At 69.8% G+C, this 24,212-nt stretch carries 22 protein-coding genes; 17 read left to right on the forward strand and 5 right to left on the reverse strand.

Annotated features, from left to right (window positions below; translation table 11 throughout):
* Nucleotides 1–131: 131 nt before the first annotated feature.
* A complete protein-coding gene (locus GTZ93_RS04920; protein WP_120581421.1) occupies nt 132–998 on the reverse strand; it encodes a 50S ribosomal protein L11 methyltransferase in 867 nt (288 codons plus the stop codon).
* 75 nt (nt 999–1,073) lie between these two features.
* Entirely contained in the window at nt 1,074–3,677 is a 2,604-nt protein-coding gene (locus GTZ93_RS04925) for a M16 family metallopeptidase (protein ID WP_139923518.1), read from the reverse strand.
* Nucleotides 3,678–3,873: 196 nt separating this feature from the next.
* On the opposite strand from GTZ93_RS04925, the gene GTZ93_RS04930 reads away from it, so the two are divergent.
* From GTZ93_RS04930 to GTZ93_RS04945, 4 genes are read left to right on the forward strand one after another with little or no spacing between them, the layout of a single operon-like run.
* Nucleotides 3,874–6,351 (forward strand): coiled-coil domain-containing protein, encoded by a 2,478-nt coding sequence (locus GTZ93_RS04930; RefSeq protein ID WP_161662654.1) that lies wholly within the window; start codon nt 3,874–3,876, stop codon nt 6,349–6,351.
* 13 nt (nt 6,352–6,364) lie between these two features.
* Nucleotides 6,365–7,570 (forward strand): radical SAM family heme chaperone HemW, encoded by a 1,206-nt coding sequence (gene hemW / locus GTZ93_RS04935; RefSeq protein WP_139923774.1) that lies wholly within the window; start codon nt 6,365–6,367, stop codon nt 7,568–7,570.
* Between the two features lie 29 nt (nt 7,571–7,599).
* On the forward strand, nt 7,600–8,418 hold the full coding sequence (locus GTZ93_RS04940) for a tetratricopeptide repeat protein (RefSeq protein WP_161662682.1): 819 nt from the start codon (nt 7,600–7,602) through the stop codon (nt 8,416–8,418).
* A 17-nt stretch (nt 8,419–8,435) separates the two neighbouring features.
* The gene (locus GTZ93_RS04945) at nt 8,436–9,983 is read left to right on the forward strand and encodes a DUF4388 domain-containing protein (RefSeq protein ID WP_161662655.1); all 1,548 of its coding nucleotides are present in this window, start codon (nt 8,436–8,438) and stop codon (nt 9,981–9,983) included.
* A 32-nt stretch (nt 9,984–10,015) separates the two neighbouring features.
* On the opposite strand, the gene GTZ93_RS04950 is transcribed toward GTZ93_RS04945, so the two are convergent.
* On the reverse strand, nt 10,016–10,702 hold the full coding sequence (locus tag GTZ93_RS04950; protein ID WP_139923031.1) for a hypothetical protein: 687 nt from the start codon (nt 10,700–10,702) through the stop codon (nt 10,016–10,018).
* Between the two features lie 229 nt (nt 10,703–10,931).
* On the opposite strand from GTZ93_RS04950, the gene GTZ93_RS04955 reads away from it, so the two are divergent.
* The 6 genes from GTZ93_RS04955 to GTZ93_RS04980 are packed head-to-tail and all read left to right on the forward strand — an operon-like array spanning nt 10,932 to nt 15,659.
* Nucleotides 10,932–11,702 (forward strand): TadE/TadG family type IV pilus assembly protein, encoded by a 771-nt coding sequence (locus GTZ93_RS04955; protein ID WP_120580564.1) that lies wholly within the window; start codon nt 10,932–10,934, stop codon nt 11,700–11,702.
* Nucleotides 11,699–13,237: a TadE/TadG family type IV pilus assembly protein gene (locus tag GTZ93_RS04960; RefSeq protein WP_306464234.1), complete on the forward strand. Its 1,539-nt coding sequence runs from the start codon at nt 11,699–11,701 to the stop codon at nt 13,235–13,237. The genes GTZ93_RS04955 and GTZ93_RS04960 overlap by 4 nt, the downstream gene beginning before the upstream one ends.
* Nucleotides 13,234–14,316: a hypothetical protein gene (locus GTZ93_RS04965; protein ID WP_139923034.1), complete on the forward strand. Its 1,083-nt coding sequence runs from the start codon at nt 13,234–13,236 to the stop codon at nt 14,314–14,316. Before GTZ93_RS04960 ends, GTZ93_RS04965 begins: the two co-directional genes overlap by 4 nt.
* Nucleotides 14,310–15,182, forward strand: a complete 873-nt coding sequence (locus tag GTZ93_RS04970) for a hypothetical protein (protein ID WP_139923036.1) — start codon at nt 14,310–14,312, stop codon at nt 15,180–15,182. The genes GTZ93_RS04965 and GTZ93_RS04970 overlap by 7 nt, the downstream gene beginning before the upstream one ends.
* A gap of 26 nt (nt 15,183–15,208) precedes the next feature.
* Entirely contained in the window at nt 15,209–15,490 is a 282-nt protein-coding gene (locus GTZ93_RS04975) for a hypothetical protein (RefSeq protein WP_139923038.1), read from the forward strand.
* Nucleotides 15,471–15,659, forward strand: coding sequence for a hypothetical protein (locus GTZ93_RS04980; protein WP_120580559.1), 189 nt, complete (start codon nt 15,471–15,473; stop codon nt 15,657–15,659). Before GTZ93_RS04975 ends, GTZ93_RS04980 begins: the two co-directional genes overlap by 20 nt.
* A 27-nt stretch (nt 15,660–15,686) precedes the next feature.
* Here the strand turns inward: GTZ93_RS04980 and GTZ93_RS04985 are convergent, their stop codons facing one another.
* Nucleotides 15,687–16,886 (reverse strand): ABC transporter substrate-binding protein, encoded by a 1,200-nt coding sequence (locus GTZ93_RS04985; RefSeq protein ID WP_161662656.1) that lies wholly within the window; start codon nt 16,884–16,886, stop codon nt 15,687–15,689.
* Nucleotides 16,887–17,086: 200 nt separating this feature from the next.
* On the opposite strand from GTZ93_RS04985, the gene GTZ93_RS04990 reads away from it, so the two are divergent.
* The 7 genes from GTZ93_RS04990 to sufT are packed head-to-tail and all read left to right on the forward strand — an operon-like array spanning nt 17,087 to nt 23,345.
* A complete protein-coding gene (locus GTZ93_RS04990; RefSeq protein WP_120580581.1) occupies nt 17,087–17,584 on the forward strand; it encodes an SUF system Fe-S cluster assembly regulator in 498 nt (165 codons plus the stop codon).
* Nucleotides 17,581–19,020 carry a Fe-S cluster assembly protein SufB gene (sufB, locus tag GTZ93_RS04995; RefSeq protein ID WP_139921411.1) on the forward strand — a complete coding sequence of 480 codons (1,440 nt, stop codon included), beginning with the start codon at nt 17,581–17,583 and terminating at the stop codon, nt 19,018–19,020. The genes GTZ93_RS04990 and sufB overlap by 4 nt, the downstream gene beginning before the upstream one ends.
* Nucleotides 19,020–19,802, forward strand: coding sequence for a Fe-S cluster assembly ATPase SufC (gene sufC / locus GTZ93_RS05000; RefSeq protein WP_139921412.1), 783 nt, complete (start codon nt 19,020–19,022; stop codon nt 19,800–19,802). Before sufB ends, sufC begins: the two co-directional genes overlap by 1 nt.
* Nucleotides 19,799–21,109: a Fe-S cluster assembly protein SufD gene (gene sufD / locus GTZ93_RS05005; protein WP_120598961.1), complete on the forward strand. Its 1,311-nt coding sequence runs from the start codon at nt 19,799–19,801 to the stop codon at nt 21,107–21,109. The genes sufC and sufD overlap by 4 nt, the downstream gene beginning before the upstream one ends.
* Nucleotides 21,106–22,335, forward strand: a complete 1,230-nt coding sequence (locus tag GTZ93_RS05010; protein WP_120580585.1) for a cysteine desulfurase — start codon at nt 21,106–21,108, stop codon at nt 22,333–22,335. Before sufD ends, GTZ93_RS05010 begins: the two co-directional genes overlap by 4 nt.
* Nucleotides 22,332–22,784: a Fe-S cluster assembly sulfur transfer protein SufU gene (gene sufU / locus GTZ93_RS05015; protein ID WP_014393962.1), complete on the forward strand. Its 453-nt coding sequence runs from the start codon at nt 22,332–22,334 to the stop codon at nt 22,782–22,784. Before GTZ93_RS05010 ends, sufU begins: the two co-directional genes overlap by 4 nt.
* A 9-nt stretch (nt 22,785–22,793) precedes the next feature.
* Complete coding sequence (gene sufT / locus GTZ93_RS05020; protein ID WP_139921415.1) at nt 22,794–23,345, forward strand: putative Fe-S cluster assembly protein SufT; 552 nt, start codon at nt 22,794–22,796, stop codon at nt 23,343–23,345.
* Between the two features lie 10 nt (nt 23,346–23,355).
* Here the strand turns inward: sufT and GTZ93_RS05025 are convergent, their stop codons facing one another.
* On the reverse strand, nt 23,356–24,021 hold the full coding sequence (locus GTZ93_RS05025) for a type 1 glutamine amidotransferase domain-containing protein (RefSeq protein ID WP_121758509.1): 666 nt from the start codon (nt 24,019–24,021) through the stop codon (nt 23,356–23,358).
* Nucleotides 24,022–24,212 lie beyond the last annotated feature (191 nt).

Genomic DNA, 24,212 nt, shown 5'->3' on the forward strand with positions numbered 1-24,212 from the left:
CACGCGGACTGCAATGCCTGCCAGTCACACGGCGGGACTCGCGAGGTCCTGACGCCAAGGGGGAAAGCCTCGCGAGTCCAGATGGGGTCGGGTAAGCGAACCAGGTTTCGCTGCCCGACCCCCTCTTGTTTCTAGCGCTTCAAGTCGATGCGCACCCACTCGCCCTGCTGCGCGCCCTCCAGCACGGTGCACCCCAGGTTGCGGTACGCGGCCTCCACGTCCGCGCGCTGATGCGCGAGCACGCCGGCCAGCACCAGCCGGTCCTTCGCCTTGGGCACGATGAGGGGCGCCAGCTCGATGAGCGTGTTGGCCAGGATGTTCGCGAGCACCAGGTCGAAGGTGCCCGACACCTCCGTCAGCTCGCGCCCGGAGATGTCCAGGTCGGGCGTCTGGTTGTCGGTGCAGTTCTCCTGGGCCAGCTCCACGGAGGTGGGGTCGTTGTCGGTGCCCACCACGTGGCCCGCGCCCAGCTTCTTCGCCGCGATGGCGAGCACGCCCGTGCCGGTGCCCACGTCCAGCACGCTCGCGCCCGGGTGCGTGGACATGAAGTCATCCACCGCCGCCAGGCACAGCGACGTGGTGGGGTGGTCTCCCGTGCCGAAGGCCATCTTCGGCTCGATGACGAGCTTCACCTTGTCCGCCGGCGCGTTCACCACGTCCCAGGGCGGGCCCACCCACAGGCGGCCCACCTGCACGGACTTGATGAGCGACTTCCACTCGTTGCTCCAGTCCTGCTGCGGCTGCTCGTCCAGGGACAGGCGCGCGGTGGGGTGGCTCTCCGCCACCGCGTCGCGGGCGTCCTCCGCGCTCTCGCGGTCCTCGAAGTAGGCGACGACGATGGACTCGCCCTTCGTGGGGGCGCGCACACCCGGCATGGTGGGCGTCTCCGTGTCGCGGACCTCCAGGCCCAGGGCTCCGGCCTCATGGAGCAGGTCCTGGAGGATTTCGGAGGACTCCTCCGCGATATCCACGGTGAGTGACAGGTAGGTCTGGGACATGGCGCCCCTTCTACCGCACCCGGTGCGGCGTGGAAGCGCCGTCGTCGTGACGCTTCCACGCTCGCGATGGGGTACCTACGGACCGACGACGGACATGGCCATGCGGTCGAAGTCGATGACCCGGCGGGCCACCTCCTGCACGTCCTCCGCCGTCACCTTCGCCACGTGCTCGGAGTAGTGCAGGAAGTTGTCCAGCCCGATGCCGTAGCAGGTGTCCAGCGCCAGCAGCGTCGCGCGGGCGCTGTTTCGCTGCAGGTCGATTTCATACGCCCCGATGATGTGCTGCTTGGCGCGCTCCAGCTCCGCGGCCGGAATCGGCTCGTCGCGGATGCGCTGCAGCTCGCGGCGCATGCCCTCCACCGCCGCCTCCACCTTCTCCGGGCTCGTGCCCATGTAGACGGCGAAGTAGCCGGGGTCCAACCCGTCCATGGAGAAGCTGCTCACGCTGTAGGCCATGGAGCGCTTGTCGCGCAGCTCGATGAAGAGCCGCCCGCCCTGGCCGGACAGCACCGTGGACAGCACGTCCAGCACCACCCGCCACGGGTCGCCCAGCCGCGCCGCCTGGAAGCCCATCACCAGGTGCGTCTGCGCGCGCGCGAGCACCTTCTTCTCCGTGCGCGGAGCGGACGGAGGCGCTTCCGGCCGCACCTGCTTCGGGGCCAGCGCGCCGCCGCGCGACTTGCCGAAGTACTCGTTCGCCAGCGCCCGCACCTGCTCCACGTCCACGTCGCCCACCACGCTGAGCGTCATCTGCGACGGGTCCATGTACGACCGGTGGTACGCGCGCAGCTGCTCGGGCCCCAGCGCCTCCACGGACGCCTTCTCGCCCAGCATGGACAGGCGGTACGGGTGCTCCTGGTAGAGCGTGCGCGAGAACAGCTCGAACGCCAGGCCTGACGGCTTGTCCTCGCGGGTGAGGATGTCCTGCAGCAGCAGCGCGCGCTCCCGCGCCACCTCCTCCTCGCGGAAGGCGGGGTTCACGAGCACGTCCGCGAACAGCCGGAAGCCCTGCTCGAAGTAGCGCGACAGGAAGTCCGCCTTCACGCTCACGGAGTTGCGGCCGCCCTGGCCGGTGAGGTTGCCCGCGTACAGGTCCGTCAGGTGGGAGATGTCATCCGCGCTGAGCGTCGTGGTGCCCTTGGTGAGGGCGCGGCTGAGCAGCGTGGTGATGCCGTTGTCCTCGGGCGTCTCGTAGCGCACGCCGCCGATGAACGCCGCGCGCATGGAGAACAGCGGCACGTGCGGCTCCACGCGGATGATGAGCGTGGCGCCGGAGGGCAGCTTCTCCTGCACCACCTCCGAACGCGCGGACGCGATGGCGCTCCGGGCCGGACGCGGCGGGGCCTCCGGGGGAGGCTGCTTCGCGGCGCGCTCCGGGGGCGTGACGCCGGGGCTCTTCGCCGCTTCATCCAGCGCGGCGTGCACGAGCGCCTCCGTCAGCTCCGCGGCGGGAGGCACCAGCGCGGTGACGACGGCGTGCTCCAGCCGCAGGTACTTCTGGGCCACGCGGCGCAGGTCCTCCGGCTTCAGGTTGCGGATGTTCTCCAGGTAGCGGGCCTCCGACTCCAGGCCGCCGGGAGACGTCTGGTACGAGCCCAGGTTGCGCGCGGTGCCCTGCACCGTCTCCTTGCGGTAGACGGACTCCGCCTCCACCACCGACTGGATGGTGCGCAGCTCGTCCTCGGGCACGACCGTGGTGCGCAGCGCCTCCAGCACGCGCGCCGTCTGCGTGAGCGCCTTCAGCGACTGCGCGGGCGGCAGCGTCAGCGACACGGAGAAGATGCCCGGGTCCTTGGGCGTGTACGCGGACGCGTGCACGTCGTTGACCAGGTGCTGGCGGCGCTTCACCTCGCGCACCAGCCACGACGAGTTGCCCTGGCCGGCGAGCATCGCCAGCACGTCCAGCGCGGGCACGTCCGGGTGCTCCAGCTCCGGGATGGCGAAGGACAGGTGCAGATAGGCCTCCTTCACGTCCTCCGTCTGGATGAGCACGCGGCGGCCCGTGGACGGCGGGTCGCGAGGACGCTCCACCGGGCCCACGTAGGGCCGGCCCCAGTCACCGCCGAAGATTTCCTCCACCCACTGCCGCAGCTCCGCCTCGTTCAGGTCGCCCGCGACGGAGAGCACCAGGTTCCTGGGCGTGTAGTGCCGGTGGTAGAACTCCAGCACCTTCTCGCGGGTGAAGCTGCGCACGCTCTCCTCGGTGCCGATGACGGGCAGCCGGTAGGGGTGCGTCTGGAACGCGGCGGTGAACAGCCCGCGGGACGCGCGCCGCGACGGGGAGTCGTAGCTGCGCTTGATCTCCTCGCACACGACTTCGATTTCGCGCGCCAGCTCCTCCTTGTCGAACGCGGAGCGGCGCACCGCATCGCCCAGGATGTCCAGGCCCGTGCGGGCGAACTGGCTGGCGATGACGATGTGGTAGACGGTCTGGTCGAAGGACGTCCAGGCGTTGATTTCGCCGCCGTGCGCCTCGATGTCCCGGGCGATTTCACCGGGCCCCCGGCGCTCCGTGCCCTTGAAGAGCATGTGCTCGTGCAGGTGGGCGAGTCCGGCCTGGTCGGGCCTTTCGTCCGCGCTGCCGGCCTTGACCCAGACCTGGAAGGCCGCGACCTTGGCGGCGTGCTGCTCCTCGAAGACGACGGTGAGCCCGTTGGGCAGGGTGTAGCGGATGGCCATAGGAGTGGTCCGAAGCTGTCATCCCCTCCCGAGGAGAGGCAAGGCGAGGTGTGATGTTTGCTCCATTGGCTAACGTCCCGCCCCCTCCACGTCGAGCGGACCGTGCCGTCCGCCTCCCACCAGGCAGGCGAAGCGGCGCGGTGTCCATCGCGTAACTGGTGGAAACCCCCCGTGGCCGGTAAATTGGGACGCGCACATGCCGTCTCCCCCGGACGAGGCGGATCCGCTCGCGGACCTGAAGGAATTGTTGGATGACGGCGACGCCCCGGTGGCGGCGCCCGCTCCGGCGCCCCCCAGGCCACTCGCGGTTCCCAGGCCTCCCCCCTCCGCGCCTCCCCCCCTGCCGCCCCGGCGGCCCGCCGCAGGCCTGCCCGCAGCCCCTGCCGCCGCGCCCGCTGCCCGGGTGCCCACGAACCCCGCGCCCATCGGGGGTGGAGGGTTGCCCACGACCACGCCTCCGTCCCCGGCGGCCGCGGCGCGCAGCCCCGGCAAGGGGGACCCGTTCGCGGAGCCCGCCGAGCCCCGGCTGCCCATGGGAGGCTCGCCGGAGGAGAAGCTGGAGTTCTTCCGGGGCATCCTGAAGCAGAAGACGGAGACCCTGGCCCGGGCGCGCGCGCTGTACGCCGAGCGCGAGGGCGAAGTCACCCAGCTCAAGGCCTCGCTGGAGAAGGCGCGGAAGGAAGGGGGCGGCGGTGCTCCGGCGCCGTCCGCGCAGGACGAGCAGCGGCTGAAGCTGGCCCAGGCGAAGGTCGCCTCGCTGGAGGCGGAGCTCGCCGCGTCGGAGGCGGACCGCAAGGACCTCACGCGCGCGCTGGCGGAGGTGGAGTCGGAGGTCCCCCGGTTGACGGAGGAGCTCCACGCCGAGCGCGAGTCGCGCGGGTCGATGGCGGAGGAGCTGGTCGGCGCGAAGGAGGCGCTGGGGCTCGCGCAGGACCGCATGGCGGAGCTGGCCTCCGGCAAGTCCGAGGCGCAGGGCGCGCTGGAGGCGGTCCAGGAGCAGTACCAGTCGTTGCTCGCGGACGTGGAGCGGCTGACCACCGAGCGCGACGCGCAGGCGCTCAACATCAGCCAGTTGGAGACGGCGCTCTCGGAGGCGAAGGGCGCCATGGGTGCCCTGGAGAGCGAAAGCGACTGGTCGCGCAGCTCGCTGGAGGAGGCGCAAACCCACGCGAAGGGGATGGAGGGCGAGCGGGACGCCGCGCGCCGGCAGCTCGCGGTGGTGGAGGACGGGCTCAAGACGCTCCAGACGCAGGTGACGGAGCTGGAGCGCGCGCTCGCGCTGAAGGACGCGGACGCGGTGGGTCTGCGCGCCGCGCTCACCGCGCGCACGGCGGAGGCCGCGGAGCTGCCCTCGCTCAGAAGTGCCCTGGAGGGCCGCGCCGCGGAGGTCGCCCGGGTCCAGGCGCGCGTGCGCGAGCTGGAGGCGGAGGTCGCCCAGGCGCGTGAAGCCGCGCGCTCGGAGGTCGAGGCCGCGGAGGTCCGCGCGCGCATGACCGAGTCGGAGCTGGCCTCCCTGCGCGAGGTGTTGGAGGCCGCGGAGGTCGAGCAGGTTTCGCTGCGCGACCGGATGGAGTCGGACGCGGCGGCGCTCGGCGAAGCGGTGCACGAGGCCGAGGTCCGGGTCCACGAGGCCGAGGCGAAGGCGGCGGCGTTGGAGGCCCAGCTGGCGGAGCTCACCGCCCAGTCCACGGCCTCGCAGACCGAGCGTGAGGCGCACCAGCAGCAGCTGGCCGCCGTGGAGCGCAAGCTGGCCACCACGCAGGCGGAGCGCGTGGGTTACTCCGCGCGCGTGTCCATGCTGGAGACGGCCGCGGGCCAGCGCGAGGCGGAGGTGCAGCGCCAGCAGGCCCTGGTCGCCAAGGCCCAGGAGGAGCTGTCGCTGGAGCGCGCCCGCCGTGAGGCGGTGGAAGCCGAGATCGCGGACGCCCGGGTGCAGGCCGCCGAGGCCGAGGGCCGCGCCGAGGCGCTGAGCGCGGGACATGACGGCCAGCGCGATGAGCTGGTCTCCCTCGGCGAGCAGCTGGAGGCGGCTCGCGCGGAAGCGGACAAGGTGGACCGGCTCCAGCAGCGCGTGAAGATGGTGGAGGGGGCGCTGGAGGCCTCCGAGTCCAAGCGGCGCGTCGCCGAAGCGGAGGCGGCCCGCGTGAAGGACCTGAACGCGGCGAAGGCCGCGCTCGAAGCGAAGCTCACGTCGGAGCAGAACGCGAAGGCGCTGCTGGAGGCGAAGCTCGCGCAGTCCGACGTCACGCTCCTGGAGGAACAGGGTGTGAAGGCGGCGCTGGAGTCGCAACTCGAGGAGGCTCGCGCCGCGCTCGAAGCGGAGCAGGTGGAGCGGGCCGCGTTGGAGGCGAAGCTCGGCGAGTCCCAGGCCCATGCCCAGGCGGGTGACACACGGCAGGCGGAGAAGGCCGCGCTGGAGGCCCGGCTCGCCCAGGTCAGCGCTTCGCTCAAGGCGGAGCAGACGGCCCGTCAGGCGCTCGAAGCGAAGCTCGCGGCGGCCCCTGCCGCCGGCGCGGACGGGCCCGCGGACCTGGCGGCGGAGCGCGACCAGCTCAAGGCGGACGTGGCCTCCATGAAGCGCAAGCTGATGGCGGCCGAGGCAGCGCTCGAATCGGCTGCCAGCACCAAGGCGAAGGTGGCGCGGCTGGAAGCGCAATTGAAGGCTCTGAAGTAGAGGTTGGACCTCCATGTCCTTCGCCGCGCCCACGGACCCATTGACGGGCATGCAGGCGGCCCGCTTCGGGCTGTACCTGCACTTCCCGTACTGCCTGGCCAAGTGCCCCTACTGCGACTTCGCGGTGGCGGTAGCGCGCCAGGTGCCAGAGGAGCGCTACGCGAACGCAGTGCTGGCGGAGCTGGACGCGCGGCTCGCCGCCGACCCGTCGCTGCGCACGAAGCCGCTGGAGTCCCTCTTCCTGGGCGGCGGCACGCCGTCCCTGTGGCACCCCCGCCACGTGGCGCGCGTGCTGGAGGGCATCGCCGCGCGCATGTCGCTGGCCCCTGGCCTGGAAGTCTCGCTGGAGGGCAACCCGGAGCGCGCGGACGCGGAGCGCTTCGCCGGCTACCGCGCCGCGGGCATCAACCGGCTGTCGCTGGGCGTGCAGTCCTTCCAGCCTCAGACGCTGAAGGCGCTGGGCCGCGCGCACGACGCCGCCATGGTGGAGGGCGCGGTGGCGGCGGCGCGTCAGGCGGCCTTCCCCGTGGTGGCGATGGACTTCATCTACGGCGTGCACGGCCAGACGGTCGCGCAGGTGGAGGCGGACGCACGCCGCGCGGTGGCACTGGAGCCGGAGCACCTGTCCACCTACGCGCTGACGGTGGAGCGCGAGGTGCTGGCGGAGTCCACGCCGCTGTCCAAGCAACTGGACCGCGGTGAGCTCTCCCTGCCGGAGGACGACGACGTGGTGGCCATGGCGCAGGTGGTGCGCGACGTGTACGGCGCGCACGGCCTCACCCGCTACGAGGTCTCCAACCACGCGCGCCCCGGCCTCAGCTCCCGGCACAACGCGCTGTACTGGACCGGCGGCGAGTACCTGGCGCTGGGCGTGGGCGCCACCGGCATGCTGCTGTCCCCCACGCCCCACCGCTACGTGAACCTCCGGAGCCCGGAGGCCTACCTGCGCACGGTGGAGGAGGGGAGACTCCCGGAGGCGAGCCGCGAGGACCTGAGCCCCGAGGAGCTCTTCGCCGAGCGGCTGAGCATGGGCCTGCGCCTGGTGTCGGGGGTGGACTGGGAGGCCGTCTGTGAGCGATACGGCCAGCCCGTGGAGCCCCGGCGCGCGGAGGTGGAGCGGCTGGTGGCCCACGGCTTCGCCACGCGTCATGGCCGCAGGCTGGCCCTGACGGAGCGGGGGGCGGACGTGCACAGCGCCATCTGCGCGCGGCTGTTGTAGGCGGTTCCAGGAAGGACGATTCGACCGTGCTGACCAAGTGGTTCTTGTGGATGGGCCTCACGATGCTGACGGGCAGCCCGCTGCTGTCCCTGGGGCTCCTGGCCGTGCTGCTGTTCGCGGCGGACCGGTTCACGTTGCAGGTGCTGCCCAGCCCCATGCGCGCCTTCAAGCGGTGGCAGCGCGCGGGGGAGCTCGCGGGCACCATCCTCACCAACACCCACGACCGCCGCGCCCGCGCGGAGCTGGCCGACATCCGCTTGGGCCAGAAGCGCTACCAGGAGGCGGTGGACCTGCTGCGCCCCAACCTGGACGCGGGCGACGACGACGTGGACACCCTCTACCTGCTGGGCGTGGCCTACCTGGGCGCGGGCGACGCGCCCCGGGGCGAGCTGCTGCTCACCGAGGCCGAGCGCCTGGACGCCGACTTCCGCCAGGGCGCCATCGACCTGGAGCGCGGCCGCTTCCGCCTCCAGCGCGGCGACTTCCCCGGCGCGCGCGAGGCCCTGGGGCGCTTCCTCCAGGTGCGTCAGGGCTCCGTGGAGGGGCGCGTGCTCCTGGCGCGCGCGCTGGACAAGCAGGGGCTGGACGTGGAGGCGCAGGACGCCCGCGACGCCGCCTGGCGCGAGTACGCCGTCGCCCCCCGCTTCCAGAAGCGCCGCGACCGCTGGTGGGCGTACCGCGCCCGCCCGTCCCGCCCGCTGGCGTACGCCGCCGTGGCCCTGGTGCTGATGGGCGTGGGGGCGTACCTGACCCGCTACCTGCCCACGCACGACACCTACGGCCGCTACGGCGCTTATGAGGATGAGCCCTACGCCGCGGACGACATGGGCGGCGAGGACGCGGAGTAGTAGTAGGCTTTCCGCGCATGTTCCCCCTGCCGTCCCAGGTGTTGCGCCAGCGCGAGGGCCTGCTGGCGGACACGCCCTTCCCGCTGCTGCTGCACGCGCTGATGGTGGAGGAGCGCACCTGCACGCTGGAGCTCAAGGTGCGCCAGCGCGAGAAGCGCATCACCTTCGAGGACGGCGCGCCGGTGGCGTGCAACTCCAACCTCCTGCACGAGACGCTGGGCAAGTACCTGGTGGAGAAGGGCCGCCTGACTGAAGGCGACTACCAGAAGTCCCTGGCGGAGAGCGTGTCCTCGGGCATGCAGCTGGGCGGGCTGCTCGTGCAGAAGGGGCTCATCAGCCCCTTCGACCTCTACAAGCAGCTCCAGGCGAACCTGGCGCACAAGCTGTTGGACTGCTTCCGCTGGACGGAGGCGAAGTACCGCCTCATCGCGGACGTGGAGCACCCGGACGCCACCGTGCGCGCCAACACCGCGCAGCTCATCCTCACGGGCGTCTCCACCCAGCTGCCCTTCGACACCGTCGCCACGCACTTCACCTTCACGGACGACCGCCGCTTCGGGCAGATGCCCGGCGTGGAGTCCGCCCCCAAGCTGTCCTCCAAGGACGCGCGCCTGTTCCAGGCCCTGCGCCAGCGGCCCACCTTCAACGAGCTGCTGGAGCGCACCGGCTTCGACATGGACTCCGTGCTGCGCCGGCTCTACGCGCTGTGTCTGCTGGGCGTGGCGGGCTTCGCGGAGGACGTGGACGCGCGCGCCGAGGAGCTGGCCCGCCGGGCCCCCGCCGCCACGCCCGCCCCGGAGCCCGTCCCCACGCCGGTGCCCGTGCTGGCGCAGGCACCGTCCGGCACGCCCTTCGCGGACGAGGACGAGGCCGCGCGCAACGCGCTCGTGGGCGCGTTCCTCAACCACCGCAGCCTGGATCCGTTCGCGCTGCTGGAGGTGCCGGAGGACGTGCAGCCGGTGGCGCTGCGCAAGGCGTTCCTCGCCGCCGCGGACCGCTTCTCCCCGCTGCGCTTCCAGACCTCGGAGCTGAAGGAGAAGGCGGAAGGGATGCTCGCCGCGTACGCGCGGGCCTACGGCTTGCTGTCGGAGCCGGAGCAGAACGCGCTGTGGAAGAAGCGCCGGCAGGCGCACCGGGAGAAGGCGCGCAGCAACACCGGCCGGCCCTCCACCGCGGAGCAGTTCCGCATCCGCACGGACCTGCTGGACGCCACCACCCAGTTCGACGAGGCCAAACGGCGCCTGGAGGCGCGCAACTTCGCGGGCGCCTTCGAGTACTTCGAATACGCCTGCGACATCGACCCCCGCCCGCTGTACCAGGCCCACCGCGCCTGGGCGCGCTACCTCATGAAGCCGGAGGCGCACGGACGGCTGGTGCTCCAGGAGCTCCAGGAGCTGACGCGCCAGGAGCCCGGCCTGGAAGAGGGCTGGGCCTTCCTGGGCGACGTGGCCCGGGGCGAGGGCCAGTGGGCGCTCGCGGAGGATGCCCTCCGCAAGGCCTTCAAGCTCAACCCCCAGCAGCGCCGCTACGTGGCGCTCATCCAGGAGATTGCCCGGCGGCGGTGAAGGCCCGCCGGACGAAGGACCGCGATTCGGGACTACAGGCTCTGCAGGGTGGCGCGGTCGGCGGCGGACAGCCCCTCGCCCTGGGACACGTGGTGGACCACGGTCTGGACGCGACCGGCGGCTTCACGCGTGAGCTTCTTGCCCGCCAGGAGCGTGAACACCTCCTGGAAGTCCTTGTGCGTGACGGCGGGTCCCAGCTCGTACCGGTCGTCCAGGCCCGTCGTGGAGCGGTCCTGGTTGACGCAGTAGGCGAACAGCGGGGCGAAGTAGCGCTCACCCGGCGGCACCACGATGCTGACCGTCTGCACGATGATGCCGTTCTGCACGTCGTCGCTGGTCGACTTGAGGATGAGCCCCGGCGGCAGCGTCACGGTGATGGGCGTGCTCGTGGTGTTGTTGAAGATGAGGCACACCCGCACCTCCTCGCCGGTGCCATTGGCCTCGTCCGAGTACTTGTCGTCGCAGTCCTCGGGGTTCTCCGGCACGTAGGCGACGATGGGGTTCTCCAGGGTCAGCCCCGCCGGCAGCGCGAAGGCCTGCCCCGTCGGGTCGTCCTTCGAACGGCCCAGGCCCGGCCCCAGGGACTTGCCGGTGTTGGTGCCCCCATCGGAGGTGGTGCCTCCGTCCGTCTTGCCGCCGCCCTCGCCGTCATCACTGCAGGCCGCCAGCAACGCCACCGCCAGCACCACGCCCATTCGCTTCGCCACGTGCCAGTTCATGCGATTCGTCTCCCTGCGTCTCAACGCGAATGTCCGTGCCAACCATGGCATACGCACAGCGTCAAGCACCCAGGGCTCCGGCCGGCCCGATAATGTCCGCAAGCCCGGTGGCCGGGCCTGCATTCCCGGCCACTTGGCCGATTCCCGCCGAACCTACGGGCGGTATGGTAACGGCACAATGGGTCGGGAAGACTCCCACCTTGGGGTATTTTCAGTACAGGGGCGAAGCATGAGGCGCGGCAACGAATCAGGCCAGGCGGCGGTGGAGACGGCCATCGTCTTGCCCCTGTTCGTGTTCATGCTGCTGGGCATCCTCCAACTGGGGTTGATGCACCAGGCGCGGCTCCTCACGAAGTACGCGGCCTACAAGGCCGTGCGCGCCGGCTCCCTGCACAACGCGGACATCCCCACCATGGAGAAGGCCGCACTGGCGGTGCTGCTGCCCATGGTGAGCACGGCCGCCAGCGGGGGCGCGGAGATCATCAAGCCCATCACCAGCGCCGGTGACTTCAAGTCCAAGTTCGAATCCGGGGACATCTCCAAGAACAAGATGAACGACGCCTCCGGCCTGAAGTTCGCGGAGGTCACCATCTGCGGCCCCCTCAAGGGGAACATGGGCTCCGGCTCCCACGGCAACAAGGAGATGGACTTCGATGATCCGAAGGTCGCCTCCGGAGAAGGCGGCTGGGCGGACAGCCTGCGCACCAAGCTGAGCGTGCAGGTGACGTTCAACTACCGCATGCCCATCCCGTTCGCGGACATGGTCATCTACAACATCGCGCGCGGCCGGGACCTGCCGTACGTCTTGCGCCTGGGCAAGGACTCGGACCGCGACGAGTTCATCGTCAAGAAGATGTCCAAGTACGACTCCGCGGCGGACAACAAGCTCTACATCCTGCCCATCCGCGCCACGTACATCATGCGGATGCACTCCAACATCTACCTCACCCAGAAGGAACTTCCGGAGGAGAACGAATGCATCTTCCCGTTCGAACCGTGAGGTCCGCCTCCCGGCCCAAGCGCCGCCACCGGGGCCAGGCCCTGGTGCTCGCGTGTCTGTCGTTCCTCCTGCTCGCGTTGATGACGACGCTGAGCTTCAACCTGAGCCACGCCCTGCGGGAGAAGATGAGCCTGCAGCAGCACAGCGACGCGCTCGCATACTCCATGGGCGTCGTGGAGGCGCGCGCGCTCAACTACTACGCGGCCAGCAACCGGGCCATCGCGTCCTCCTACGTGGGGATGACGTCCGCGCACGCGTACATGGCCGCCGCCAGCGCCACCGGCGACATGATGCGCGCCGGGCAGATGAGCTTCTTCATCGTCGCGGCCCTGGAGGTGGCGCAGTGCCCGCCCTACAACTTCCAGCACTGCTTCGACGCGATTGAAGCGCTGATGATCGCCATGGACTACAGCTCCAAGGCCAGCGACTACGACTCCAAGGTCAAGGACGTGGAGGACAAGTTCAACAAGGTCATCCAAGACCTGAACAAGATGGCGAACAGCATCCATGACTCGCAGAAGTCCGCCCACAGCAAGGCGCGCAGCGCCGTGCGCGGTGGACAGTCCGCGAACCTGTCGAACCTGACCGACTACAACGTCCCCGGCGCCAACTCGCTCGACTCGTCCGTGGGCGGGCTCAACGGCGAGGAGTTCGACTGCGCGGTGGATGGCATGAACTGCTCGCGCGCCAACTCCAGCAACAAGGCCCGCGCCCAGGTGATGACGGAGATCTCCAACGCCTCTCGCCCCAGCTGGGCCGCCAACCGCAGCCTGCCCGTCATCATGAACGGGCTGCCCACCTACTTCAAAAGCGACTTCATCAAGGACCTGCTCAAGGACATCCCGGGTGAGGGCACGCACGTCATCATGGGCCACCAGGGCACGGCCAAGGTCGCGCAGACGAAGAGCAACATCCACGGCCCCGGCCAGGTCACCGGCAACGAGGGCAAGGTCGTGGTCGCGGACGAGCACGGCACCCTCCTGTCGCAGTGGCGCCACGGCTTCGGCGTGGGCACGTACAAGGCCGTGGTGGAGAGCAGCGAGAACGGCGGCAGCCACGAGCCCTCCGGCGCCCACAGCGGCCAGCACGACGAGTTCAAGGGCATCAACACCAAGGACCTGATGTCCTGCACGGCCAGCGGCAACTGCTTCATGAAGTTCCGCGCGGACGACAACCCGGACACGGACTGGGGCCAGCCGCACGTCTACAGCTACGTCACCAAGCAGTTCTTCGTGGGTGACCCGAAGAAGGCGCCGTGGGAGCTCAACGACACCGGCTCCTTCACGCTCACGCACGGCGCCCAGGGCGACGGAAAGCTGCAGCTGGCGCCCGGCGAAGGCGCGGCGCTCTCCAAGGCGCTCGTCTACTACCACCGCCTGGGCCCCAACGGCTGGAAGGAGGCCCCGGGCCTCTTCAACCCCTACTGGCGCGTGAAGCTGCACCCGTTCACCGCGCAGGAAGCCTCGCGCGTGCTCAACCGCGCCGGCAACAGCGACGCGGCGGACCTCGCGGGCGCCAAGGACCTGGCCCTATGAGCGCCGTGCACCCGCAGAGCCGCCGCGTCCGGGGCGCCGCCTCCGTGGAGATGGCGCTCTCGATGATCGTCCTCATCCCCATCTTCATGTACGCGCTCTTCCTGGACGACCTCCTGCGCTACTCGCTGGATGCCCAGGAGGCCGCGGTGACGACCATCTGGGACTTCACCACGCAGGACTACACCAAGGCGCTCAAGCAGAGCGGCGGCGGCGGCAGCGGCCCCCAGGGCGGCAGCTCCAACGTGCAGCACAACGCCCGCCTCACCTACTGCGACCACGAGTCCGGTATCGACCGGCCGGACGCCATGTCCGGCAGCAACTACGCGGACTGCGAGGACCTGGACCACCACCTGGCGGTCGTCGCCCACGTGTGCTGGATGAACGACAAGGCCAAGCAGGTGACGTGCGAGGCGCCGGACACCGGCGCGGCGTCGCTGGGCGGTCTGGCCGGCCAGTACCAGGGCCAGTTCACCAACGGCGGCTACATCGAATGCTCCGCCCGCGCGGTGGTGGAGAACTACCTGCTGCCCGAGCAGTTCCTTCCGGAGTTCAGCAAGAACGTGGCGCTGACCAAGAAGAACTGGAAGGGCGAGGGGGACATCCACTCGAACGCGCAGCAGGGCACGGGCGACACCGGCGTGGGCGGCAATGCGTACTTCCTCAAGGAACAGCGCATGAGCATCATCACCGACACCTGGGCGCTGACGGAGGACGCGGACATCTCCCCGTCGGATTCCAGCGGTGAGTTCTACGAGCGCGTGGACTACGTGTACTCGAACGTCACCGGCGCCTCGACGATGAAGAGCGGCATGATGGACTTCCGCAGCGCGCTGACGGACGAGCTGCTGGACGGCGCCATGCTCTTCATGTTCGAGGACTCGCCCAACAACCCGTACGTGTCCATCCACCCGCACCTGGCCAACATGCAGACCCCGGCCAACACCGTGGACCAGGAGGGCAGCACCCGCTACTTCAACCAGGAGTGGCGTGACTGGGACAACGACAAGAACCAGAACACCTATAAGCACGGGCAGCGGGGTGAGTGGTACATGGGGTGCAAGGATCCGGAGTCGTGCTGAAGAAGCTGACCGCGCATCCCGCCTTCCGCACCGCGTCGGTGCTGGTGACGGTGGCGGTGGCGGGCATCCTCATCGGCATGGGCATGGAGGAGGCGCGCTACGGGGGCGCCCGTTCGGAGCTGGAGCGGGCGGAGGCCGCCGCGGACGAACTGGACCAGGAGGCGACGGCGGCGCAGACCGGCCCCACGCGCTCCAAGCGGGACGAGGCCATCCTGGCCCGCACGCTGACGTACTTCCCGCCCTATCCCAAGGCCGGACGCCCGGAGGCGCTGGCTGCGGACTACCTGGGGCCGGACACGCCCATCGCGGTGGCGTGGTTCTCCACGCAGGACTCGTCGGACCAGGTGCTGCAGCACTACCGCAAGGTCATCCTGGACGAGGGCCTGCCCGTCGTGGGCGTGCGCTTCAACGACAACGCCGGCTACGTGGGTTACTGGGTCCCGAAGGATGACGAGGTGCGGCTGATGTCCACGCTGCACCAGGGGGGCGAAACCCTGGTCTTCGTCTCCTCGGCGCGCATGCGCAACTACCTGGAGCGCGCCGGCCGGGTGCCCTCGGGCGTCCCGGTGCCCCGGGGCCTTCAGGACGTGGCGTCCCTGTCCCTGCGGATGGAGGGCGCCACCAGCATCACCGTGTCGGGCCGGGTGCCTGACACCACGCTCTCCGAAGCGGAGCAGGCCTACCGCGCGCAGCTGCGCGACCAGGGCTGGAGCGTGACGGAGGCCCGTGAAGAGGAGGGCTTCCAGGAGACCCAGCTGAGCCTGACGCGCACGGGGCTGCGCGGACAGGCCACCTTGAGACAACCTGCCGCGCAGCAGTCGGTGGACTTCCACCTGTCCCTGATGCGGGCCCAGGCCGCGCCGTGAACCCGGCGCGCGGAGAGTGACGAGTGATGAAGCGTTTCAAGAACCCGGTCCTGGCCCTGTCCCTGAGCGTGGGCGCGCTGCTGTGGGCCCCGCAGGCCTTCGCCGCTGGCCCCAGCTGCGAGCGCCGCTGCGCGGACGACAAGGCGAAGTTCGAGAAGGTCTGCAAGGAGAAGGCGAAGAACGCCATCCCCTACTGCATGAAGGTCGCCGGCCAGGCGCGCGACAAGTGCATGAACCAGTGCCGCACGGGAAAGAAGGGCGGCGGCGACACGAAGATGGAGGCGCCCGGTGAAGAAGACGCGCACTAGCCTGAAGCAGGCCCTCCAGCGTGGCCAGGCCATGTCGGAGTACGGCGTCATCACGGCGGCGTTCTTCGGCTTCACCGTGATGAGCTGGCCGTTCCTCGTCCAGTTGCTGCGGGCCCTCAACACCTACTTCCAGTCCATCTACTACATCATCCAGTCGCCCATCCCCTGACGCCGGGGACGGGCGGCCGGAAGCGGCTCAGGGCTTCACGGTGGTGACGAACACCGCCTTGCCGCCCTCCACCTTCATCACCACGGCCTGCTTCACCGCGTCGCGGTTGGCGTCCAGGTTGATGGTGCCCGCCACGCCCGGGAAGTCCTTCGTGGACGCGATGGCATCTCGCAGCGCGGGGCCCGAAGTGTCCGGCGCGCGCTTCATCGCATCCACCAGCAGGCGCGCGGCGTCGTACGCCAGCACCGCCACGCTGTCCGGCACGCTGCCGTAAGCGGCCTTGTACGTCTTCAGGAAGTTCTGCACGACGGGGTCCGGGTTGTCCGGCGAGTAGTGGTTGGAGAAGTAGCTGCCCTCCAGCGCGGAGCCGCCCAGCTCGTACAGCTTGTCGGAGTCCCAGCCGTCACCGCCCAGCAGCGGCACGCGCAGGCCCACCTCACGCGCCTGCCTCGCGATGATGCCCACGTCCGTGTAGTAGCCCGGGACGAACACCGCCTCCGGCTTCAGGTTCTTGATGGACGTGAGCTGCGCGCGGAAGTCCGTGTCGCCCTTGGAGTAGCTCTCGTTGCCGACGATGGTGCCGCCGAACTCCTTGAACTTCTGGTTGAAGACCTCCGCCAGCCCCACGGAGAAGGCGCTCTTGTTGTCGGTGAGCACCGCGACCTTGGACAGCTTCAGGTTCTCCCGCGCGAACTTCGCCATCACCAGGCCCTGGAACGGGTCGATGAAGCAGACGCGGAAGATGTAGTCGCCCCTCTTCGTCACCTCCGGGCTGGTGGAGGTGGGCGTAATCATGGGCACCTTCCCCGCCTGCGCCTTGTCCGCCATGGCCATGGACACGGACGACGCGGCTTCACCCAGCAGCGCCACCACCTTGTCCTGCGCGATGAGGCGCGTGGCGGCCTGGGCGCCTTCCTCCGGCCGGCCCTGGCTGTCGTAGACGCGCACCACCAGCTTCTGGCCGCGCACGCCGCCCGCGGCGTTGGCCTCCTGCAGCGCCAGGTCGATGCCGTTGCGCGCGGAGATGCCGAAGGTGGCCTCGGAGCCGGTGAGGCTGCCCACCTCGCCAATGAGGATGCTGCCCGCCGGCGGAGGTCCCGGCGGAGCGGCCGTGGCGCCACCCTCTTGCGTGGCGGGCGCGGGCGCGGGGGCCGGGGCGGACTTCTTCTCACAACCCACCAGGGCCAGGGCCAGCGCGGTGAGCAGGAGGGGGAGGGAACGGCGCATCGGTGGGGCTCCTCGGGGGGAGACGGACTCAAAAAGCGGACGGCTCCACCCTAGCTTGCTCGGTGGAGTGCGGCGAACCCACACCCGACGTAACGGGCAGGGAAGCGCTCTGGATTTGAATGTGGACTGAACAGGTCCACATTACATAAGAGGCCGTCGCGGGCATCGGGCCCGCGGACAGCCACAGGAGACACCCCTACATGCTCCGGATGAGCAAGATGACCGACTACGGCATCGTGCTGATGACCGAGCTGGCGCGCGCGGACGGGGAAACCCGCACCACGCGAGAGCTGGCGGCGCGCACGCATGTCGCCCTTCCGTCCGCGAGCAAGGTCCTGAAGGGCCTGTTGCAGGCGGGGCTGGTGGTGTCGCACCGGGGGGCGAATGGCGGCTACGGCCTGGCGCGTCCGGCGGAGGCCATCTCGCTGGCGGAGCTGGTGTCCGCGCTGGAGGGGCCGGTGTCCCTCACGGAGTGTGGCCAGCACCAGGGCAAGCCCGCGGGCCCCTGCGAGCTGGAATCCGTCTGCCAGGTGCGAGGCCACTGGCGCCTCATCAACCAGGCCATCCAGGAAGCGCTGGGGAAGCTGACGCTCGCGGACCTGCGCGCGCCCGCGCCCCGCATGCCGGAGCGGCTGGTGGGCCTGGGCCTGCCGGCGTCCATCAGCGCTCCCGCTTCCGTCACGGGAGTCCGCTCATGAGCACCACCGAAACCATCCAGGAACTCACCCGCAAGGGCTACCAGGCGGGCTTCGTCACCCAGGTGGAGTCGGACACGCTGCCGCCCGGCCTGGACGAGGACGTCATCCGCGTCCTGTCCGCGAAGAAGAACGAGCCGGCCTTCATGCTGGAGTGGCGCCTGAAGGCGTACCGCCACTGGCTCACGCTGAAGGAGCCGTCGTGGCAGGCGGTGAAGTACAACCCCATCGACTACCAGGCCATCCGCTACTACTCGGCGCCGAAGCAGAAGCCGAAGAAGGACAGCCTGTCGGAGGTCGACCCGGAAATCCTCCGCACCTACGAGAAGCTGGGCATCCCGCTGGAGGAGCAGAAGCGCCTGCAGAACGTGGCGGTGGATGCCGTCTTCGACTCCGTGTCGGTGGCTACGACGTTCCGGGAGAAGCTCTACAAGGCGGGCGTCATCTTCTGCTCGTTCTCCGAAGCGGTGCGCGAGCACCCGGAGCTGGTGGAGCGCTACCTGGGCACGGTGGTGCCCTTCTCCGACAACTTCTTCGCGGCGCTCAACTCCGCGGTCTTCAGCGACGGCTCGTTCTGCTACGTGCCCAAGGGCGTGAAGTGCCCCATGGAGCTGTCCACGTACTTCCGCATCAACGCGGCGGACACGGGCCAGTTCGAGCGCACGCTGCTCATCGCGGATGAAGGCGCCTCCGTGAGCTACCTGGAGGGCTGCACCGCGCCCATGCGCGACACCAACCAGCTGCACGCGGCGGTGGTGGAGCTGGTGGCGCTGGATGGCGCGTCCATCAAGTACAGCACGGTGCAGAACTGGTACCCGGGTGACGCGGAAGGGCGCGGCGGCATCTACAACTTCGTCACCAAGCGCGGCATCGCGCACCAGCGCGCCAAGATTTCGTGGACCCAGGTGGAGACGGGTTCGGCGATTACGTGGAAGTACCCCAGCGTCATCCTCAAGGGGGATGACTCGGTGGGCGAGTTCTACTCGGTGGCGCTCACCAACCACCGGCAGCAGGCGGACACGGGCACGAAGATGGTGCACATCGGGAAGAACACCCGGTCCACCATCGTGTCCAAGGGCATCTCCGCCGGCCGCGGGCAGAACACGTACCGGGGCCAGGTGAAGATGCTCAAGAGCGCGGCGAACGCACGCAACTACACGCAATGCGATTCGCTGTTGCTCGGCGACGAGTGCGGCGCCCACACGCTGCCGTACATCGAGGTGAAGAACGCGACCGCGCAGGTGGAGCACGAAGCGTCCACGTCGAAGATTGGCGAGGACCAGCTCTTCTACTGCCGGCAGCGCGGCATCTCGCAGGAGGACGCGGTGTCGATGATCGTGAACGGCTTCTGCCGGCAGGTCTTCAAGGAGCTGCCCATGGAGTTCGCCGTGGAGGCGCAGAAGCTGCTGGGCGTGAGTCTGGAAGGGAGCGTGGGGTGATGGCGTCGTTGTTGAGCATCCAGGACCTGCATGCCCGCGTGGGCGGCAAGGACATCCTGAAGGGCATCAACCTGGAGGTGGGCGCCGGCGAGGTGCACGCCATCATGGGGCCCAACGGCTCCGGCAAGAGCACGCTCGCGAGCGTGCTGGCGGGGCGTGAGACGTACGAAGTGACGAAGGGCACCGTGCGCTTCGACGGCAAGGATTTGCTGGGCACGCCGCCGGAGGAGCGCGCGAAGGCGGGCGTGTTCCTGGGGTTCCAGTACCCGGTGGAGATTCCCGGCGTGGGCAACCTGCACTTCCTGCGCACGGCGCTCAACGCGCAGCGCCGCGCCAAGGGCGAGGAGGAGCTGGACGCGATGGACTTCCTCTCCCTGGCCAAGGAGAAGGCGAAGCTCGTGCAGTTGGACGCGGCGTTCATGAACCGCTCCGTGAACGAGGGCTTCTCCGGCGGAGAGAAGAAGCGCAACGAGATCTTCCAGATGGCGGTGCTCCAGCCCCGGCTGGCGCTGCTGGATGAGACGGACTCGGGCCTGGACATCGATGCGCTGCGCATCGTCGCGGGTGGCGTGAACGCGCTGCGCGCGAAGGACCGGGCGATCGTGATGATTACGCACTACCAGCGGCTGCTGGACTACATCGTGCCGGACCATGTGCACGTGATGTCGGCGGGCCGCATCGTGCGCTCGGGGGGACGCGAGCTGGCGCTGGAGCTGGAGGAGAAGGGCTACGGCTGGATTGGCGGGGAGGGGGCCGGTAAGGCGAAGGAGGCTCGGCCATGAGCGCGTCCCACTACGTGGACGTGGCCCGGGCCTTCCAGGCGCGCGCGGATGTCCCTGCGTGGCTCCAGGCGCTGCGTGAGGAGGGCTTGAGCCAGTTCCAGGCGCGCGGCCTGCCCACGTCCAAGGACGAGGAGTGGAAGTACACGCCCGTGGCCACGCTGTCGTCGCATCCGTTCCAGCCCGTGCGGGACGTGTCCGTGGGCGAGGACGTGGCGCAGGCGGTGGCGCGGCTGGCGCTGCCCGGTCCCCGGCTCGTGTTCGTGGATGGGAGATTCGTGCCGGCGCTGTCGGTGCTCGCGGGGCTGCCGCGCGGTGTGGTGCTCAAGCCGCTGTCGCAGGCGCTGCGCGAGGACGGGGCGCTGTTGCAGGAGACGCTGGGCCAGCGCGCTCGGCCGTCGGCGCATGCCTTCACGTCGCTCAACGCGGCGCTGCTGGAAGAGGGCGCGCTGCTCACGCTCGCGCCTCGCGCCCTGAGCGAGGTGCCGGTGCAGTTGCTGTTCCTCGCGCGCGGCGGCGACGGGCCGGTGCTGGCCAGTCCGCGCATCGTCGTGGTGGCGGGCGAAGGCAGCGAGGCCACGCTGGTGGAGACGTACGCGAGCCTGGGCTCGGGCGCGACGTTCACCAACGCGGTGACGGAGGTGTCGCTGGGAGACAACGCCAGCCTGCGCCACTTCAAGCTCCAGGCGGAGGGTGACACCGCGCTGCACCTGGGCGGGCTGTACTCGCGGCAGGGGCGCGACAGCCGCTTCCAGTCGCACGCGTTCTCGTTTGGCGGTGCGCTGGCTCGCAATGAAGTGCACGCGGCCTTCGCGGGCGAGGGCGGCGAGTGCGTGCTCAACGGCCTGTTCGTGGGCCGGGGCACGCAGCACCTGGACAACCGCACGGACCTGGACCACGCGGTGCCGCACTGCTCCAGCCGTGAGCTCTACAAGGGCGTGCTGGACGACCGCGCGCGCGGCACCTTCCACGGGAAGATCCGCGTGCGTGAGGACGCGCAGAAGACGGACGCCAGCCAGCAGAGCCGCAACCTGCTGCTCTCCGAGGGCGCGCAGGTGGACGCCCGGCCGCAGCTGGAGATCTTCGCGGACGACGTGAAGTGCGCCCACGGCACGGCGGTGGGCCGGTTGGATGACAACGCGCTGTTCTACCTGCGCTCGCGCGGCATCCCGAAGGTGGAGGCGGAGCGGATTCTGACGCAGGCCTTCGCCAGCGAGCTGGTGCGCGCGGTACCGGAGGGTCCGGTGCGCGCGCGGGTGGAGGCGTTGCTCGCGGAGAAGCTGCCGGGTTCGGCGGAGGTGATGGGATGAGCGGCCCTGGATTCGACCTGGCGCGAGTGCGCGCGGACTTCCCCATCCTCCGGCAGGAGGTGCGGGGCCGGCCGCTGGTGTACCTGGACAGCGCCGCCACGGGGCAGAAGCCGCAGGCGGTGCTGGACGCCATCACGCGCTACTACACGCACGACAACGCGAACGTGCACCGGGGCGTGCACATCCTCTCCGAGCGCGCCACGCAGGCCTTCGAGGACGCGCGCGAGACGGTGCGCCGCTTCATCCACGCCAAGGACGTGCGCGAGGTCATCTTCGTGCGCGGCACCACGGAGGCCATCAACCTGGTGGCCGCCACCTACGGCCGCAAGCACGTGGGCCCGGGCGACGAGGTGCTCATCTCCGCCATGGAGCACCACTCCAACATCGTGCCCTGGCAGATGGTGTGCGACGCGGCGGGCGCGAAGCTGCGCGTGATTCCCGTGGACGAGCGCGGCGAGCTGCGCATGGACACCGTGGACGCGCTGCTCACGGAGAAGACCCGCCTGCTGGCGATTACGCACGTGTCCAACGCGCTGGGCTCCGTGAATCCCATCAAGGAGCTGGTGGCGAAGGCGCACGCGAAGAACATCCCGGTGCTGGTGGACGGGGCGCAGTCGGTGACGCACTTCCCGGTGGACGTGCAGGACCTGGGCTGTGACTTCTACGCCTTCAGCGGGCACAAGCTCTTCGGGCCCACGGGCATCGGCGTGCTGTACGGCAAGCTGGCCATGCTGGAGTCGCTGCCGCCGTACCAGGGCGGTGGGGACATGATCCTCTCCGTGACGATGGAGAAGACCGTCTACAACCGCGTGCCGCACCGCTTCGAGGCGGGCACGCCGGACATGGCGGGCGCGGTGGGGCTGGCCGCGGCCATCCGGTACCTGGAGGCCGTGGGCATGGAGAACGTGTCCCAGCACGACCAGTGGCTGCTCGCGTACGCGACGGACGCGCTCCAGTCGATTCCGGGGCTCAAGCTGGTGGGCACGGCGCCGCACAAGACGGGCGTGTTGTCCTTCACGCTGGAGGACGTCCACCCGCACGACGTGGGCACCATCCTGGACCAGGAGGGCATCTGCATCCGCACGGGGCACCACTGCGCCCAGCCGCTGATGCAGCGCTTCGGGGTGGCGGCCACGGCGCGCGCGTCGCTGGCGCTCTACAACACGCGTGAGGACGTGGACGCGCTGGTGAAGGGCCTGCACAAGGTGAAGGAGGTGTTCGCGTGAGCTCGGACCTCAAGGACCTGTACCAGGAGGTGGTGCTGGAGCACTCCAAGCGCCCGCGCAACTTCCGGGTGGTGGAGGGCGCCACCTGCGCGGCGGAGGGCTACAACCCGCTGTGCGGCGACCAGCTCTCCGTGACGCTCAAGCTGGAGGACGGCGTCATCCGCGACATCGGCTTCCAGGGCCAGGGGTGCGCCATCTCCAAGGCGTCCGCGTCGCTGATGACGGGCGCGGTGAAGGACAAGACGCGGGAAGAGGCGCAGGCCCTCTTCGAGCGCGTGCACACGCTGGTGACCGAAGGGCCGGACAAGGTGGACGTGGAGTCGCTGGGCAAGCTCGCGGTGCTGTCGGGCGTGAGCGAGTTCCCGGCCCGGGTGAAGTGCGCGAGCCTGGCGTGGCACACGCTGAACGCGGCGCTGGATGGCCGCTCCACGTCGGTGTCGACGGAGTAGGGAGGGGTCATGCGAGGCGCGATGACGGTCATCGAGCGCGACGTGGACGCGATGCTCATCCCCAGCGGGGACAAGGTGTTGCTGCCGGCGGGCTCGGAGTTGACGGTGGTGCAGACGCTGGGCGGCAACGTCACGGTGCAGGATCCGTACGGCCAGCTGTTCCGCATCGACGAGAAGAACGCGGAGGTGCTGGGCGAGGAGTACGCCGCCAAGGCGAAGACGACCGATGAGAGCGTCACGCCCGGCGAGTTCCACGAGGAGCAGGTCTGGGAGCAGCTCCGCACGGTCTACGACCCGGAGATCCCGGTGAACATCGTGGAGCTGGGGCTGGTGTACACGTGCAAGGCCACGCCGCTGGACGAAGGCGGTCAGCGCGTGGACATCGAGATGACGCTGACGGCGCCCGGCTGCGGCATGGGGCAGGTGCTGGTGGAGGACGTGCGCTCCAAGGTGTCCTCGCTGCCCGGCGTGAAGGAAGCCCACGTGGAGCTGGTGTGGGAACCGCAGTGGGACCAGAGCCGCATGTCGGACGTGGCGCGGCTCCAGCTGGGTTGGATGTGAGCGCTCGTCGCTAGACCAGGGCCTTCCGTCCGCGCGCGACCAGGCCCAGCGTGGCCGCGGCGGCGAGCCCACCCGCGAGCCAGCGGGGCCAGCGTGGCGCGGCTTCCGCGGTGGAGCGGCGGGCGATGGCGGGCGACATGCGCTCCGCGAAGAGCTCCACCATCGCGTGCTCGAAGGCGAGCAGGTCGTGCGGCCCCCGGCTGGACACCCAGTTGCTGTCGCGCACCACGGGCTCGTCCGTCCAGTGCGCGCCCGCGTTCTCCATGTCGTTGCGGATGCCCGGCCAGGACGTCAGGTGCCGGCCCTCCAGCAGCCCCGCCGACGCGAGCAGCCACGGCCCGTGACAGATGACCGCGATGGGTTGGTCCAACAGGTCCGCGTCCTTCACGAAGTCCAGTGCCAGGGCGCTCTGCCGGAGGAAGTCCGGGTTCATGAAGCCGCCGGGCAGGAGCAGCGCGTCGAAGTCCGCGGCCTTCACGTCGCGCAGCGTGGCGTCCACGCGCACCTTGCGGCCGGGCACCAGCAGGTTCATGCCCCGGATGCGGCCCTTGTGAAGGGAGACCACGGTGACGCGTGCGCCTTCTCGCTCCAGGCGCTTCACCGGTCGCGTCAGCTCCACCTGCTCGAAGCCATCCGCCGCCAGCACGGCCACTCGCATCCCCTTCAGCTTCTTCATTGCCCTGTCCTCCCGATGTCGCGATGTCCGGGCATGCCCTACAACCCGAACCTGCACAGTGGTCATGCCCTTCCGGGAGGGGAAGCGGAGGGCAGGCGGACAGGCAGGCGCCTGGGGTGATGCCTTCTCGCGGGGTGGTGCGGCGCGGCATGCGGCGGCGCTGGACGCCTTGGGGGAACGGCTTTACGACG

This window comes from Corallococcus exiguus, from assembly GCF_009909105.1.
Taxonomy (GTDB): Bacteria; Myxococcota; Myxococcia; order Myxococcales; family Myxococcaceae; genus Corallococcus; species Corallococcus exiguus.